This window comes from Pseudomonas sp. G.S.17 (assembly GCF_038096165.1).
Lineage (GTDB): Bacteria > Pseudomonadota > Gammaproteobacteria > Pseudomonadales > Pseudomonadaceae > Aquipseudomonas.
This window is the reverse complement of the sequence record NZ_CP151076.1, coordinates 2346398-2361696: the sequence shown is the minus strand read 5'-3', so window position 1 is coordinate 2361696 and position 15299 is coordinate 2346398. Positions and strand designations below refer to the sequence as shown.

Genomic DNA, 15299 nt, shown 5'->3' with positions numbered 1-15299 from the left:
TTCAAGGCATTCTGATCATGTTGAAAAGCACACTGCGTGACCCTTCCCTGCTCGTCGAGCGCGCCTATGTCAACGGCACCTGGATCGAGGCCGACGATGGCGCCACCATCGCCGTGACCAATCCCGCCGATGGCAGCGTCATTGCCCACGTCCCGGCCTTGCAGGCCGCCGAAACCCGCCGTGCCATCGAAGCTGCCGAGAGTCGCTTCGTCACCTGGCGAGAAGTACCGGCCGCCGAGCGTGCGCGGTATCTGGAAGCCTGGTATGCGCTGATCCTGGAAAACCAGGAAGACCTGGCCCTGATCATGACCGCCGAACAGGGCAAGCCGTTGAGCGAGTCCCGTGGCGAAATCGGCTACGGCGCCAGCTTCGTCAAATGGTTCGCCGAAGAAGCCCGGCGCATCTACGGTGACACCATTCCGGCGCCCACTGTTGATCGCCGGATCGTGGTGCTCAAACAACCGATTGGCGTGGTCGCGGCGATCACGCCGTGGAACTTCCCCAATGCCATGATCACCCGCAAATGCGCCCCGGCGTTGGCTGCGGGCTGCACTGTATTGGTCAAACCTTCGGAAATGACCCCATTGTCAGCCCTTGCCTTGGCGGTATTGGCTGAACGCGCTGGCATTCCCGCCGGTGTGTTCAGCGTGCTGACCGGCATGCCGGCGGGTGTCGGTGGCGAGATGACCAGCAATCCGGCGGTGCGCAAACTGTCGTTCACCGGTTCGACCAAGATCGGCAAGCTGCTCATGAGCCAGTGCGCCAGCACCATGAAGCGCCTGAGCCTGGAACTGGGCGGCAACGCGCCGTTTATCGTGTTCGACGACGCTGACCTGGATCTGGCGATTGCCGGCGTCATGGTCAGCAAGTTCCGCAACGCCGGGCAAACCTGCGTCTGTGCCAACCGCATTCTGGTGCAGGACGGTATTTACGACCGGTTCGCCGAGCGCCTGAGTCAGGCCGTCGCGCAACTGAAAGTCGGCGATGGTCTGGCCGAAGGCGTGACCATTGGCCCGCTGATCAATGCCGCTGCGGTAGACAAGGTCGGTCATCACATCGGCGACGCCCTGGAAAAAGGTGCAAGCGTCGCCATCGGCGGCATGCCGCAAGGCAACGGTTTGTACGTGCAGCCAACGGTATTGATCGACGCCACAGCGGACATGTTGCTGGCCAGCGAAGAAACCTTCGGCCCGGTCGCCCCGCTGTTCCGCTTCAAAGACGAAGCCGAAGCGCTGGCCATGGCCAACGCCACGCCTTATGGGCTCGGCGCGTATTACTTCACCCAGGACATCCGCCGCGCCTTTCGTGTTGGCGAGCGCCTGGAGTTCGGCATGGTCGGGCTCAATACTGGCGTCATCTCCATGGAAGTCGCGCCCTTCGGCGGCATGAAGCAATCCGGCACCGGCCGTGAAGGCTCCAAGTACGGGCTGGACGAGTTCCTTGAGATCAAGGCCTGGCACATTGGCGGCCTGGGCTGAGAACGGTTTGAAAGCTTGCACGCCTTACGACTGTGCCCACATCGCAAGCAGAAGCGCCGACCGTTTCGGCGCCCTGCACAGGAGAATGCTTCATGAATTTCACTGAAGGTTTTGAATCGGTCAGCGTCAATCAGGTCTGCAAGGACTACGGCAGCCTCAAGGCCTTGAACAATGTCAGTCTCAAGGTCGAGGCTGGCGAGTTCATGTCGCTGCTCGGCCCGTCGGGCTCGGGCAAGACCACCTTGCTGAGCATTCTTGGCGGCTTCATTCGGGTCAGTTCCGGAAGTATTTATTTCGGTGAGCGCGACGTTACGCTGATGCCGCCGCACAAACGCGAAATCGGCGTGGTATTCCAGAACTACGCGCTGTTCCCGCACATGACCGTTGGCGAAAACGTCGCCTTCCCATTGCGCGCCCGGGGCGAAAGCGCCAGCAAAAGCCGCGACCGGGTCAAACAGGCATTGGCGACGGTAGAACTGTCGGGCTATGAAGAGCGCTCGATTGCCGCGCTGTCGGGTGGCCAGCGTCAGCGCGTGGCCCTGGCGCGGGCGATTGTCTTCGAACCCAAGCTGATCCTCATGGATGAGCCGCTTTCGGCGCTGGACAAACAGCTGCGTGAAACCATGCAGATCGAACTGCGCGCCCTGCACAAACGCCTGGGCGCGACCATGATCTACGTGACCCACGATCAGCGCGAAGCCCTGACCATGAGTGACCGCATCGCGATCATGCGCGGCGGCCAGCTGGTGCAGGTCGATACCCCGCGCCGCCTGCACGATCATCCCAGCGATGATTTCGTCGCCAGCTTCATTGGCGAAAGCACCCTCGTGCCGCTGCAACGCAGCGCCGGCAACGGCCTGACGCTGGGCAGCACAGCCCTGCGCACCACGCGTCCAGTCCCGGCATCGGGCGACCTGTTTCTGGCGTTGCAATCGGAGAAACTCATGCTCGACAGCGACGCTGCCGGACCGGAGTGGAATCGCCTGCGCGGACGGATTTCCGACATCGTGTTCCAGGGCGAAAGCCTCAAGGTGTTCGTCGATCTGGAAGGCGGCCCGACCGTCAGCCTGCGCCAGCCCAGCCACCACGAAGGCAACCTCAGCCTGCCGCCGATTGGTGCGCTGATGTCCATGCGTCTGCACCCGGAAGACACCATCGTGGTGCCGAGGGCGGTGGTTTAGAGACGCAATTTCCAAGCCGTAGGACCGGCTTTAGCCGGGAGGATGTTCTCGCGGCTAAAGCCGCTCCTACGGTTCGCATTTGCCCTACCCAATTACCAACAGCGAAATATTTCGTAACCCCCCTGCAAAACAGTCGATCACAGCACTGCCTGCGCCAAGTTCAGCGCTTGTCACCCGCGACCAATCCTTATCCTGAGCACATCACTTGCCGAGCCCGGCGCACACGGAGATCGAGATGAATTCTGCACTGACTGAAAACCAACGCCTGCTGGCCCTGCGCGAACAGCACATTCCACGCGGCATCGTCACCGCCCATCCGGTGGTCGCCGCGCGCGCCCAGGGTGCGGAACTGTGGGATGTGGACGGCAAGCGTTACCTGGATTTCGTCGGCGGCATCGGCGTGCTCAACGTCGGTCATAGCCATCCGCTCGTAGTAGAAGCAGTGCGCAGCCAGGTCGGGGATATCTCCCACGCCAGCTTCCAGGTGGTCGCCTACGAAACCTATATCGAAGTGGCCGCGCGCCTCAACGCCATGATCGGCGGCGACGAGCACTACAAAAGCGTGCTGTTCACCTCTGGCGCAGAGGCGGTCGAGAATGCGATCAAGATCGCCCGTGGCTACACCAATCGCACCGGGGTGATTTCCTTTCGCGGCGGCTTCCACGGCCGCACTTTGCTCGGCGTCACGCTGACCGGCATGAGCCAGCCGTACAAACAGAATTTCGGGCCCTTCCCCGCCGAGATCTATCACGCCACCTACCCCAACGCTTATCGCGGCATCAGCAGCGACGATGCCCTGGCGGAACTCGATGAACTGTTCGCCACCGACGTTGCGCCAGACCGCGTGGCAGCGATCCTCATCGAACCGGTGCAAGGCGACGGCGGCTTCCTTGCCGCGCCCAAGGAATTCCTCCAGGCCCTGCGCGAGCGCTGCACCCGACACGGCATCGTGTTGATCCTCGACGAAATCCAGACCGGTTTCGGTCGTACCGGCACCATGTTTGGCTTCCAGCATGCGGACATCAAACCCGACCTGGTGACGGTCGCGAAAAGCCTGGCTGGCGGCATGCCGTTGTCCGGCGTGGTCGGGCGTGCAGAAATGATGGACGCGCCCACTCCGGGCGGCCTGGGCGGTACCTATGGCGGTAACGCCGTGGCCTGCGCGGCGGCACTGGCAGTCATGAAGATTTTTGAAGAAGAAGACTTGCTGGCCAAAGGCGAAGCCCTCGGCGCGCAGCTGCACGAAGGCTTGCTGGCCTTGCAGCAACGCTATCCACGAATCGGCAACGTGCGCGGTCTGGGTTTCATGCAGGCTATCGAAATGGTCGCCGACGACGCCCGGCAAAGCCCGGACGCAGCGTTGGCGCAAACCGTCATCGACCATGCACGCGATGCCGGCCTGCTGGTGATCAAGTGCGGCGTGCATCGCAACGTGGTGCGCTTCCTCGCACCACTGGTGACCACTCCCGCGCAATTGGCAGAAGCCTTGCAGATGCTCGATAACGCACTGGCGGCCGCCGGGGCCTGACCGCCGTTCGCCCGACCTGAACGTCGGGCGTTTTGCACGTGAAGGACCGCCACGAATCACTCAGGAGCGAACCATGAAAGTCACCCAATATCAGGCGCTGGGGTTTTCCTTCGGCACCCTGGTTGATCGGGAACGGGGCATCCTCGAAGGCCTGCGACCCTTGGCAGTGCAAAGCCTGACGACCACCAGCGACGATCAGTTGCTGATGGCTTATCGACACATGGCTGACGAACTGGCGGCCGCTGGTTCGGACATCAGCCCCAGCGCTTTTCAGGGGCAACTCTATCAACGTCTGGCGCATCAATTGCATGTCACTCCCGGCTGGGACGAGAGTGTTGCGTTTAGTAGCTCCTCTTCCCAATGGCCGATTTTTGAAGACGCGCCGGGAGCCTTGCAGTACCTGAGCAAGTTCTACCGGTTGATACTCATCGCCCCACCCCATGGCATTGATGTGGGCTCGCTGCTGCGCCGTTTGCCGGTGGATTTCGATGCGATCATCGAGCCACAGAGCGATGACTGGCACGCCAGCCTGGACACCGCGCTGCAAGGGTTGGGACTGGAGCGCAAACAGATGTTACCGGTGCGCAGTACCGAAACAGATGATCCGTGGAATGAACGTGTGGATTTTCCGGTGTGCACCTTGCGTCGGGATCATGGCCAGCCCTGGAACAACTCACCTCAGGCGCTGGACGGCAAGCGCTGTGAATACGCCAGCCTCGCCGACCTGATCCACGCGCATCAGAAGGCCTTGCACGCCTGAGGCCACGACCCAGATTCAAAATTGCGAGGACTGAACTATGGACGCTGCAACCAAGCTTGATCGTATCGACATCAACATCCTGGTCCAATTGCAGAAAGACGGGCGCATGACCAATGTCAGCCTCGCCGAAGCCGTGGGCCTGTCCCCCAGTCCTTGCCTGCAACGCGTCAAACGTCTTGAGTCGGCCGGTTACATCAGCGGCTACGAAGCCCACGTCAACCTGGCCAAATTCGCCAACTCGGTGACCGTGTTCACCGAAGTCACCCTCTGCGATCACAAGCGCTCCGACTTCGTGAAATTCGAGTCGAGCATCCGCAACATCGACGAAGTGCTGGAATGCCACTTGATCAGCGGCGGCTACGATTATCTGGTGCGTTTCCTGTGCAGCAGCATTCAGCATTATCAGGAATTGATGGAGTCGATCCTCGACAAGAACATCGGCATCGAAAAGTACTTCAGCTACATCGTGATCAAGTCGCCGGTGATCAAAAGCACCGTGCCGTTGCGCAGTCTGGTCAGGGCGGTTTAACAAGCGGACGACCGTAGGACCGGCTTTAGCCGGGAGGGCGTTCTCCCGGCTGAAGCCGGTCCTACGGTCGTTCGTACAAATAGCGAATCGCGCTTCAACCCAGAATGCAATACACCTTGCGCACGGTCTCTTCGCTGCTCCAGGCGTTGGTCGCCCCCGCTGGCACCACGACGACTTCCCCCGCTTTCACCCGATTGGCATGCCCGCGCTCCGACGTCAGGGTGACGCTGCCTTCCAGGATATACATCAATTCGCTGTAACCCGGCTCGACCTGTTTACGGGCATACGGTTCGCACTGCCAAAGGCCGATGCGCAAGCTGGAGGTGCTGAACGCTTCAGCGCTCCAGGCTTGCGGGGCCGGGGTCAGCAGCACGTTGGCCGCTGGCGGGCTGCAGCTCTGCAAGGTCGATAACAGATCGATTTTCACCGGGCGCGCCGGCATGTCATTGCCCGCTGCCAAGCCTGGGAACGCCATGAAGACCCGGCGCAACAAACCCCGATGCTGCCAACGCACCTTGACCCCGCGTGGCACCACAAAGCAGTCGCCCGCCTTGAGCTCAAGATCAAACCCGTCGCCGCGCAGGCTCAGCTCGCCGGCTTCGACGATACCCAGCTCGACCCAGGGGAAGTCTTCGATCAACAGGTTGGCGCCGACACTGACGCTTTCACCCACGGCATAGCCTTGCGCTGAATCATGAAAATGCACGGTGCGCCCGGCAGCCAGCGGATCGTTGTGCAGGGCAAAAGCGGCACGGGGCAACTGTCGGCGGGTGTGGGGAATCGGGTAATGCAAAATCTCGGGCATGGGATTGCGCTCGCCACGGCTCATCGGCCGATGATGTCCAGAAATTGCTGCCAGCAGGCCGCCAGACGTACGCCTGGTGCGCGGAAAGCATGCAGTGGAATAGGGTTGAAATGATCGCCGGCCAGCAAACCCAGCTCGACTTTTTCACCAGCGGTCATGGCTGCCAGTTGCTTGCCCATCCAGGTCGACATGGCCACGCCGCCGCCGTTGTAACCAATGGCGTAGAAGCTGCGCTCGTCGAGCTGACCGGCATGAGGCAGGTAATCCAGAGTCATGGCCACCAGGCCAGACCAGCGATAGGCAATCTTCTGCTCGCGCAACGTCGGGAAAACCACGCCCATGCTGCGCTGCAAGTCGTTGAAGGCGCTGTCCGAGTCACCTTTGCCAAAGGCACCGCGCCCGCCGAAAATCAGCCGGTCGCCGATGACCCGGAACCAGCGCAGCATGCGTTTGGTGTCGCCGCACACCTGGCCGCCCGGCATGATGCCAGCGAGGATATGCGCCGGCAGCGGTTCGGTGGCGATGATTGCACTGCGAAACGGAATCAAGCGGCGATGCAGAGTGTCGGTGGCCTTGGTCTGATCGGAATAGCCGTTGGTGGCGTAGATCACCTGCTTGGCGATGACCCGGCCTTGCGGTGTCTGCACGACAACGTGCTCGCCTTCCCTGCGCACCTGTTGCGCCGGGCTGTTGATGTAGAGCTTGACCCCGCGATCATGCAGGCTCTGGGCGATGCCTCGGGCGTAGTTCAGCGGATGAATGCCGCCCGCCTTGGGCGTCAGCAGTCCACCGTTGAAAATCTTTGAGCCGGTCATTTCCCGGACTTGCTCGGCGCTGATCATCACCGACGAACTGCCGCCGGTTTCGCGTTTGATCCAGTTTGCCGTGGACTCAAGGCCAACCAACGCGTGGGCATTGTGCGCCGCAGCAATGTGCCCGCCCATGTGCAACTGCGCATGAACGAGCCCGAGGCTGTCGACCATTTCCACCAGGCTGTCCACGGCGGCATAGCCGGTGTGATACATCTGCAAGGCGGTATCCCGACTAAAGCGCTGCATCAGGGTCGAGAAACCGACCCTGAATTTCGGCGAGACCACCCCGCCGTTGCGCCCGCTGGCGCCCCAGGCCAGGGTATTGGCCTCGACGATCAGCGGTTCGCGCCCACTGAGCGCGATATGGTGCGCGGCGCTCAAGCCGGTGTAACCCGCGCCGATGATCACCACGTCACAACGCCGCTCACCCTCAAGGGATTGCAGCGCAGGCGCGGGTTGGGCGGTAGCCGCCCACAAACTGTCAGGAGTCATCGCCGGCCTCATGTCATGGAATGCAATTCGTTGGAGCGAGGCTTGTCCGCGAAGAACGATAACGCGGTGGATCTGGCCCATCGCAGTGTCCGATTCGCGGGCAAGCCTCGCTCCAACGATTTCAATTCGATGGATGTATGTTGTTTGATTTTCGGGGACAAGTCCCCTCCTACCAGACTGCTTCAGCCCAGTTCTTTCTCGACCGCGTCGGCCAGTTGCGCCAGGGACGTGAAGTGGTAATGCGGTTTGGTGTGCTCGGACTCCAGCGTGCCGCCGGAGCCCTTCTGGGCAAAGCGCCGTTCGATCCAGCAGGTCTGATAACCCAGACGCATGGCCACGCCGATATCGTGATACTGGCTCTGGGCAACGTGAAGGATGTTTTCAAACAGAATGCCTTGGGTCGCGAGCACGCCACGGGTGTAGGCGAAGAACTGCGGATCAGGTTTCTCGAAACGTACGTCGTCGACCGTGACGCGCACGTCAAAGGGTTCTTCCAGGGTCTTGGCCATGTAATCCAGCGCCCAGATCCGCGAGTTGGTCGTGGCAACCAGCTTGAAATGCTTGTGCAGACGCTTGAGGGCTTCGACTGAATCCGGGAACGCCGGGAAGTTTTTCACTGCCAGGCTCAGGCCCTTGGCGTACTCGTCGTTATCCGGCAGGCCGAGTTTGGCGGCCATCAAGTGGTAGCAACGTTCCAGATCGTCTGGCCACCAGCCCGAATCCGGGTTGGCACGGGCTTCGCGATAGGCCTTGAGGAGATCGTCATCGCTGCACGCCTTACCCGCATCGCCTGCGACTTCACGCACATGGTTCAGGATTCCGGCTTCGAAATCGATCAGGGTACCAACGACGTCGAACGTCAGGGCTTTGAACTGCTTGAATGACATAAGGCGCTCCGCAAGATAGGTCATGAGGGTGAAGCTGTCTGGGGTCAATTATCGACCCCGCTCTCTCACGAAATATTCTGTTTTGACCTGACCTCAGGGCATAACCTACTGTTTTTTTACTCTACGCGGCACACCTGCCTTCAATCAGTGAAATCGACCTGCGCCGCCAGACCCAGATGGGGATAAAGCGCATCGATTCGAACCAGGTCATCACGCATTTCTTCGGCGATCCAGTCGCGGACACTTTCAACCACCGGGCGCACCGGACGGTTGCTCGGGGAGACCAGGCAGCAGCGACGCGAGGCTATTCGCAGATGATCGGTAGCCGGTAACAGTTCGCCCTTCACCAGGCAGTGGGAAACCACGTTCAACCAACCCAATGCAACGCCCTGCCCGAGCAAGGCCGCCTGCACCACCACGGCGTAATCGGAAAATACCAGGGCGTTGTCACTGCGGCCGGGAGCCGCGAAGTCCTCGGCCCAACTGCGGTCCTGATTGTCCATATTGATCAGCGTCGGCGGACATTTCTGGTTGCTGCTGTTCACCACATTCTTGAGGTACGAAGCGTTGCACACCGGTAGGGTAATTTCCGGGACGAGCAGCCTGTCTGCGGCTTTGACGCTGCCGGCGTCCAGATAACGCATGCCCAGATCGACATCCACCAACGGCCCGCCGATGCGCCCCGACATCAACTGGTAACGCATGTCCACGGTGGGAAAGCGTTCATTGAAGCGGCTCATGCGCGGCATCAGCCAGTGGGTGGTGAACGCCGTGGAGACCGAGAGGGTAACGGTTTCAATGCCCGTGGCCCGGGACTCGATTTCGCTGATCGCCGACTCGATGGTGCTGAAGCCTTCCTGCACCCGCCGATACAAAATGCTGCCACTTTCGGTCAGCCTGGCACCGCCGCGCACCCGCTCGAACAGCTGCACGCCAAGGTGTTCTTCCAGCCGCGCCAGCATGCGACTGACCGCAGGCTGGCTGACGCACAACTCATCCGCCGCACGCGTGAAGCTGCCACAACGCGCGGCCGCCTCGAAGACGAATAATGAGCTGGAGCTGGGGAGCTTGCGACGTAGGTTAGACATGACCTGAGTTTATGCCTGACACAACTATTAGTAAATTGCCGGAATGAAAAATACCGGCTTATTCTTGCGAGGAAACGGCCATGTTTATTGCCTGAAAAAACTCGCTTGCCGCCCCTTTCAATTCGCCTGCAAAAGAGCACTTTTCCCATGCACAACGCGCTCAAGTTCTATATCGATGGTGGCTGGGTCGAACCGCATTCCAGCAGTCGCATGCCAGTGATCAATCCGGCCACCGAGCAACCGTTCAGCGAGATTGCCCTGGGCAATCAGGCTGACGTCGACGCCGCCGTGTCTGCAGCGAAACGCGCATTCCCGGCGTTCGCGCAGACTTCAGTGGCGCAACGCAAAGCGCTGATCGAGCAGATTCTGGCTTCGTTCATGAAGCGCTACGACGAGATCGCCGAAGCAATCATGCTCGAAGTCGGCGCGCCGAAAAGCCTCGCCCACGACTGGCAAGCCGGGATCGGCAAGCGCCATCTGCAGGAATTGCTACGCAGCCTGGACAGTTTCGCCTTTCAGAAAATGCGCGGTTCGACCCTGATCAATTTCGAGCCGGTGGGCGTGGTGGCATTGATCACGCCATGGAACTGGCCGATCAACCAGATCGTCTGCAAGGTCGCGCCGGCCCTGGCTGCCGGCTGCACCATGGTGCTCAAGCCCAGTGAAATCGCGCCGCTGAACGCGCTGTTGTTTGCCGAGGTGATGCACGAGGCCGGCGTGCCTGCCGGGGTCTTCAACCTGCTCAACGGTGACGGGCCTACGGTGGGCGCGGCGCTGGCCGGTCACCCGGATGTCGATATGGTGTCGTTCACCGGCTCGACTCGCGCCGGGGTCGAAGTCGCCCGTCTCGCGGCGCCGACGGTCAAGCGCGTGCATCAGGAACTGGGCGGCAAGTCGGCCAATATCCTGCTGGATGATGCAGACCTGGAAAGCGCGGTAACCGCCGGGGTCAATTCCTGCTTCGGCAATAGCGGGCAATCCTGCAACGCGCCAACCCGCATGCTGGTGCCCGCGGCCTTGCATGACCAGGCAGTAGACATCGCCAGGCGCGCGGCCAGTGCTTGTCGTCTCGGCCCGCCGGAAGATCCGCAAACCACCATGGGCCCGGTAATCAGCGAACGGCAGTACCAGGCCATTCAACGCATGATCGCCATTGGCATAGAAGAAGGCGCGCAATTGGTCTGCGGCGGATTGGGACGCCCTGCACATCTTGATCAAGGTTATTACGTGCAGCCGACGATCTTCGCCGGGGTTGCGCCGCACATGGCTATTTCCCGAGATGAAATCTTCGGCCCGGTGCTGTGCATCCAGCCCTATGCCGACGAACAACAGGCGGTTGCCATGGCCAATGACAGCGTGTTCGGCCTCGCTGCCTATGTGCAGTCGGCAAGTCTGGAACGTGCGCGAGCCATTGCCTTTCAACTGCGGGCTGGCAGCGTATCGATCAATCATCCGGCATGGGACGCGGGCGCGCCGTTCGGTGGCTACAAACAGTCCGGCAATGGTCGCGAATATGCAGAGTGGGGGCTGGAAGCGTTTCTTGAGGTCAAGGGCATCATCGGTTATCAGCCTTGAGGTGACGGCTTTGAACCGAAAGCCGGGCTAAACAAAAAAGACCGCCCTGATCAGGCGGTCTTTTGCGTTGCACTGCTGCTCATGGCCTCGGCCTTGATCAGATCGGCAATACGCTCGGCGATCATAATGGTCGGCACGTTGGTATTGGCGCAAGGAATCGAAGGCATCAGCGACGCATCGCACACCCGCAGATTACCGACGCCGATCACCCGGCCGTCACTCAGGGTTACCGCTGCCGGATCATCGCTGCGCCCCATGCGACAAGTGCCGGAAGGATGCCAGGTGCCGCCGACGTTGTTGCGCACGAACTCGGTGAGAACCACATCGTCGGCCAGGAGCTTGTCCAGAGTTACGCCCTGAGTGACCAGACCGTGAATCAACGCTTTGCGCAGCGGACCGGCGATGTCCAGCAACAGGCTCAACAACCCGCGCTGCACAGCATTGAACAGGCCCGGCATGGCTATTTTCGCCACCCGAGGCGAGTAGCTGGAGGGGAACACCACGCTGCGCACGCTGGTCATCGAAGGCGCTCGCAAGGTATTGCCACCCAGGCGCAACGCCTGCTTGAGACGCTCCAGATCGCGCGGATCCGAGAGCATGTCGAAATTCACTTCAGGTTCGTCAAAAGGATTGTTGGAAACCAGGCGCAGCCGCCCTCGGGAATAAGACTTATTGACCCAGAAGAACATCGTACCCAGCCGGTAGCCCACCGAATGCCAGCCCGAGCGCGACAGGATTGCGCCATGCATGTCGCATTCAACGGTGTTATTCAACCCGGACGAAAAGCGCACGATGGCCTGTTCGTGATGCTCATCCTTGAATGGCGTGCGCCCGGCTTTTTCCAGCAATGCGGACACGGCGATCGACGGATGCTCCATCAGATTGCCGCCGACGCCCGGACGATCCACCACCAGGCGAATGCCCAGATTGAGCAGCTCATTGACCGGGCCGATGCCGCTGCGCATCAGCACCGCAGGGCTGTGGATCGCACCGGCGCAGACAATCACTTCGCGGGCCATGACCTGCTCGACCGCGCCGCCCTGTCGGAGCAACCGCGCGCCCGTGGCCCGGCCCGCTTCGATCAGCACTCGATCAACAACCGTGTCGGTGAGCAAGGTCAGATTACGCCGCTGGCGCACTTCGTCCGTCAGGTAGCAGACCGATGTCGGAATGCGCTCGCCCTGTTCGCTGACGCCAATGGCCCCGGCATACACGCCCTCCTCCCATACGCCATTCTGATCTGCCTTGCGGACCAGGCCGCGTTCGGCCAGGGCATTGATCACCGCGTTGACGAAAGGTGACAGCGCAGCCTCGGGGGTGCGCCGAATTCTGATGGGGCCTTGTGAACCGTGCAGCGGGCCATTGAAATCGCAGTCTGTTTCCAGCTTGCGAAAATACGGCAGCACGCTTTGCCAGTTCCAGCCGTCGGCGCCCAGTTGCTGCCATTCGTCATAGTCGGCCGGAGCGCCGCGATTGGTCATCAGCGCATTAATCGCCGACCCACCGCCGAGAATCCGCGCCTGTTCATAGCGACGTTCCGCCTGCGGCTTGCCACCCATTCTGGCGGCCAGCCGTTTCCAGATATTGCTGACGTCCAGATAGGCCCGCCCCGGATAACGGCTGCGAATCGCTGTCGGCATGTCCCCGGCAGAAATGTCGCGCCCGGCCTCCACCAGGCACACCTTGTGGTCGGGGTTTTCCGAGAGCCGCGCGGCCAGCACGCAACCCGCGCTGCCGCCGCCGAGAATCAGGTAGTCGATCATGGGCTGCCCAGTCCCTTACTGAACGAACTGCAACCAGCGATCCTTGGCGGCGATGCCGGCCGGCGACGACCACCATTCTTCGGAAAGCAGCGCCTGCTTCGCCGCGTTATCTGGCGAACTTGGCAATTCCTTGGCGCGTTCAGCGGTGATCTTGCCGGTGGCAAAGGCCGCCGGGTTGCCCGGACCGTAGTCGATGTACAGCGGCAGATTGGCCTGCAGATCCGGCGAAACCGCTTCGTTGAGGAACTTCACCGCCGTCGCATAGTTGGGCGCGTTCTTGAGGATGCATAACTGGGTGTTCTGCAACAGACCGTCGTTGTAGGTGAAATCCACGTCGGTGTTGTCCTTGCGCACGGCGCTGGCGCGCCCGTTCCAGATCATCAGCATGTCGACTTCGCCGTCATTGAGCAGTTGCGCCGACTGGCCGCCGGAACTCCACCACACGGCGATATCCGGCTTGATCTGTTGCAGGCGTTTATAGGCGCGATCCACATCCAGCGGATAAAGCTTGTCGCGAGGCACGCCGTCCGACAGCAAGGCGGCTTCCAGCGTACCCATCGGGTCGTTGCGCAAGGCGCGGGTACCGGGGAAGTCCTTGACGTTCCAGAAATCGGCCCAGCTCTGCGGCACTTTTTTCAGGGTTTTCTTGTTGTAGCCGAGCACCGACGAATAGAACTCGTAGGCAACCGACCAGGGGGTGCGGTAAGCCGCGGGCATGCCTTGGGCATTGGGCATCTTGCTCAGGTCCAGCGGCTCGATCAAACCTTCCTTGCCGCCGCGAATGCAGTTCGAGGTTGGCGTATCGATCACATCCCACAAGGGTTTTTTCGTCTCGCCCTGGGCTTTGACCATCGGCCATGCGTCGGGAACGCTGTCCTGTTTGACGGTAATGTTCAGGCGCTTCGCAGCCGGATCAAGGATCGCCTTGGTCTGCGCCTCCTGATAAGTCCCGCCCTGGGAAACAAATGTAATCTCGGCCGCCATCGCGGGGATCGAGCAAGCTACCGACAGACACAGCAGGGATAAGACTGAACCACGGGACAAGGTTTTCATGGCAAATCATCCTGAACGTAGATTAATTCGGCAGCTTCAAAAAACCTCGACTGAATCCTGGCAATGGCTTGCGTGCTCAGGTCTGATTTTTTTGTTTTACCGAGCGGGACGGCAGGACGTTACAAGAGCTGATCCCGAGTCGACAATGAACGAATAGTCAGACAGCGCATAACTTCAGGTTATAAAACGAATCTCGGGAACGCCCTATCCACGTCAACGCGAACCTGGGTGGACGCGAGCTTGCTCGCGAAGCGGTGTACCTGAAATCACTTCGCGGGCGAGCCACGCTTGTAGCGATCTGGGGCTTGCTTTGAATGATGCACCCACCCAGCAAGTACAAACGCTCATATTTAACTCGCCAGAAAGCAGGTTCTACCGTATCGGCGCGGCGAACGGCAGACGCTTGGCCAACGCCTGGGCCAGGTAATGGGTAAACGCCGAAATCCGCTGCGGCAAATGGCGACGCTGCTGGTAAACCGCATAGATATCCCCATTGGGTGCCTGATGATCTGCCAGCACCGCTTGCAGACGCCCGCTTTCCAGATGTTCCTGAACGTCCCAGCGTGAACGCAGGATCAGGCCGTGCCCCTCCAGCGCCAGACCGACCGTGACTTCACCGTCGTTGCTCGACAAGGTTCCGCTGACCTTGTGGGCATAGTCGACGCCGTCCTTGTGGAAACGCCAGATGGCATAGTCGCTGCCGAACTGACGCAGCACGATGCAGTTATGCCGGACCAGATCCGTCACCTGTTGCGGCGCAGGCATGCTTTCCAGATAGCGCGGCGCGGCGCAGAGAATGCGCGGATTTTCCAGCAGACGAATACCAATCAACCGCGAGTCAGGCGGCTCGCCCATGCCCACACCGAGATCGAACTGATCGTCCAGCAGACTGACCGGCTGGTTGGTCAACTCCAGGGAAATCTCCAGTTGCGGATGCAGTCGGGCAAAGCTAGACACCACCGGCGCCAGATGACGACGACCAAATCCCAGCGTGCCATTGATGCGCAAACGCCCATGCAGCGTCGGTTGGCGGCTGCTCAGCGCGCTCTCCAGTTCTTCGAGCTGACGCAGGATCGGGCGGCCGCCGTCCAGATAGAGCCTGCCTTCGGGCGTCAGCGACAAGCGGCGGGTGGTGCGTTGCAGCAATTGCACGCCCAGGCGACTTTCAAGCTGGCTCAAGCGTTTGCTCACCGCCGGCAGCGACAAGCCCAGGTGACGCGCCACCTCCGTCAGGCTGCCGCGCGTCGCCACCTGCTGAAAGAACGCCAGGTCGTCGATCATGCTCAAGGGATTGTTTCCTTAAATCTAAGAATGGCTTTCGTTCAAGGCCAATTATTAATTCAGAAAC

13 protein-coding genes are annotated in these 15299 nt (G+C 60.7%); 6 read left to right on the top strand and 7 right to left on the bottom strand.

Features of this window, described 5'->3' with window-relative positions:
* The first annotated feature begins 17 nt into the window (after positions 1–17).
* The 5 genes from AABC73_RS10925 (at position 18) to AABC73_RS10905 (ending at position 5476) form a co-directional block, all read left to right on the top strand.
* Positions 18–1478: an NAD-dependent succinate-semialdehyde dehydrogenase gene (locus AABC73_RS10925; protein ID WP_341523576.1), complete on the top strand. Its 1461-nt coding sequence runs from the start codon at positions 18–20 to the stop codon at positions 1476–1478.
* Positions 1479–1570: 92 nt separating this feature from the next.
* Entirely contained in the window at positions 1571–2659 is a 1089-nt protein-coding gene (locus AABC73_RS10920; RefSeq protein ID WP_047573368.1) for an ABC transporter ATP-binding protein, read from the top strand.
* Between the two features lie 235 nt (positions 2660–2894).
* On the top strand, positions 2895–4187 hold the full coding sequence (gene gabT, locus AABC73_RS10915) for a 4-aminobutyrate--2-oxoglutarate transaminase (RefSeq protein ID WP_341523575.1): 1293 nt from the start codon (positions 2895–2897) through the stop codon (positions 4185–4187).
* Positions 4188–4260: 73 nt separating this feature from the next.
* Positions 4261–4947, top strand: a complete 687-nt coding sequence (locus AABC73_RS10910) for a hypothetical protein (protein ID WP_341523574.1) — start codon at positions 4261–4263, stop codon at positions 4945–4947.
* Between the two features lie 37 nt (positions 4948–4984).
* On the top strand, positions 4985–5476 hold the full coding sequence (locus AABC73_RS10905) for a winged helix-turn-helix transcriptional regulator (RefSeq protein ID WP_065834205.1): 492 nt from the start codon (positions 4985–4987) through the stop codon (positions 5474–5476).
* A 94-nt stretch (positions 5477–5570) separates the two neighbouring features.
* Here the strand turns inward: AABC73_RS10905 and AABC73_RS10900 are convergent, their stop codons facing one another.
* The 4 genes from AABC73_RS10900 to AABC73_RS10885 all read right to left on the bottom strand — a co-directional run bounded on the left by AABC73_RS10900 (position 5571) and on the right by AABC73_RS10885 (position 9560).
* Complete coding sequence (locus AABC73_RS10900; RefSeq protein ID WP_341523573.1) at positions 5571–6281, bottom strand: cupin domain-containing protein; 711 nt, start codon at positions 6279–6281, stop codon at positions 5571–5573.
* Between the two features lie 20 nt (positions 6282–6301).
* Entirely contained in the window at positions 6302–7585 is a 1284-nt protein-coding gene (locus AABC73_RS10895) for an FAD-binding oxidoreductase (RefSeq protein WP_341523572.1), read from the bottom strand.
* A 182-nt stretch (positions 7586–7767) separates the two neighbouring features.
* Positions 7768–8472, bottom strand: a complete 705-nt coding sequence (locus tag AABC73_RS10890) for an HAD-IA family hydrolase (RefSeq protein ID WP_020289693.1) — start codon at positions 8470–8472, stop codon at positions 7768–7770.
* 140 nt (positions 8473–8612) lie between these two features.
* Positions 8613–9560, bottom strand: coding sequence for a LysR family transcriptional regulator (locus AABC73_RS10885; RefSeq protein WP_341523571.1), 948 nt, complete (start codon positions 9558–9560; stop codon positions 8613–8615).
* 147 nt (positions 9561–9707) lie between these two features.
* Here AABC73_RS10885 and AABC73_RS10880 point away from each other — a divergent pair, with 147 nt between their 5' ends.
* Positions 9708–11135, top strand: a complete 1428-nt coding sequence (locus AABC73_RS10880; RefSeq protein ID WP_341523570.1) for an aldehyde dehydrogenase family protein — start codon at positions 9708–9710, stop codon at positions 11133–11135.
* 50 nt (positions 11136–11185) lie between these two features.
* Here AABC73_RS10880 and AABC73_RS10875 read toward each other — a convergent pair whose 3' ends face one another.
* The 3 genes from AABC73_RS10875 to AABC73_RS10865 form a co-directional block, all read right to left on the bottom strand.
* On the bottom strand, positions 11186–12898 hold the full coding sequence (locus AABC73_RS10875) for a GMC family oxidoreductase N-terminal domain-containing protein (protein ID WP_341523569.1): 1713 nt from the start codon (positions 12896–12898) through the stop codon (positions 11186–11188).
* Between the two features lie 15 nt (positions 12899–12913).
* A complete protein-coding gene (locus tag AABC73_RS10870) occupies positions 12914–13951 on the bottom strand; it encodes an ABC transporter substrate-binding protein (RefSeq protein WP_331151166.1) in 1038 nt (345 codons plus the stop codon).
* A 372-nt stretch (positions 13952–14323) separates the two neighbouring features.
* Positions 14324–15238 (bottom strand): LysR substrate-binding domain-containing protein, encoded by a 915-nt coding sequence (locus AABC73_RS10865; protein ID WP_341523568.1) that lies wholly within the window; start codon positions 15236–15238, stop codon positions 14324–14326.
* Positions 15239–15299 lie beyond the last annotated feature (61 nt).

What these genes read in the sequence shown, in the direction of transcription:
- AABC73_RS10870 (WP_331151166.1), bottom strand. Translation starts at nt 13,951, where the DNA reads ATGAAAACCTTGTCCCGTGGTTCAGTCTTATCCCTGCTGTGTCTGTCG.
- AABC73_RS10910 (WP_341523574.1), top strand. Translation starts at nt 4,261, where the DNA reads ATGAAAGTCACCCAATATCAGGCGCTGGGGTTTTCCTTCGGCACCCTG.
- gabT (WP_341523575.1), top strand. Translation starts at nt 2,895, where the DNA reads ATGAATTCTGCACTGACTGAAAACCAACGCCTGCTGGCCCTGCGCGAA.
- AABC73_RS10890 (WP_020289693.1), bottom strand. Translation starts at nt 8,472, where the DNA reads ATGTCATTCAAGCAGTTCAAAGCCCTGACGTTCGACGTCGTTGGTACC.
- AABC73_RS10875 (WP_341523569.1), bottom strand. Translation starts at nt 12,898, where the DNA reads ATGATCGACTACCTGATTCTCGGCGGCGGCAGCGCGGGTTGCGTGCTG.
- AABC73_RS10885 (WP_341523571.1), bottom strand. Translation starts at nt 9,560, where the DNA reads ATGTCTAACCTACGTCGCAAGCTCCCCAGCTCCAGCTCATTATTCGTC.
- AABC73_RS10925 (WP_341523576.1), top strand. Translation starts at nt 18, where the DNA reads ATGTTGAAAAGCACACTGCGTGACCCTTCCCTGCTCGTCGAGCGCGCC.
- AABC73_RS10905 (WP_065834205.1), top strand. Translation starts at nt 4,985, where the DNA reads ATGGACGCTGCAACCAAGCTTGATCGTATCGACATCAACATCCTGGTC.
- AABC73_RS10920 (WP_047573368.1), top strand. Translation starts at nt 1,571, where the DNA reads ATGAATTTCACTGAAGGTTTTGAATCGGTCAGCGTCAATCAGGTCTGC.
- AABC73_RS10900 (WP_341523573.1), bottom strand. Translation starts at nt 6,281, where the DNA reads ATGCCCGAGATTTTGCATTACCCGATTCCCCACACCCGCCGACAGTTG.
- AABC73_RS10880 (WP_341523570.1), top strand. Translation starts at nt 9,708, where the DNA reads ATGCACAACGCGCTCAAGTTCTATATCGATGGTGGCTGGGTCGAACCG.
- AABC73_RS10895 (WP_341523572.1), bottom strand. Translation starts at nt 7,585, where the DNA reads ATGACTCCTGACAGTTTGTGGGCGGCTACCGCCCAACCCGCGCCTGCG.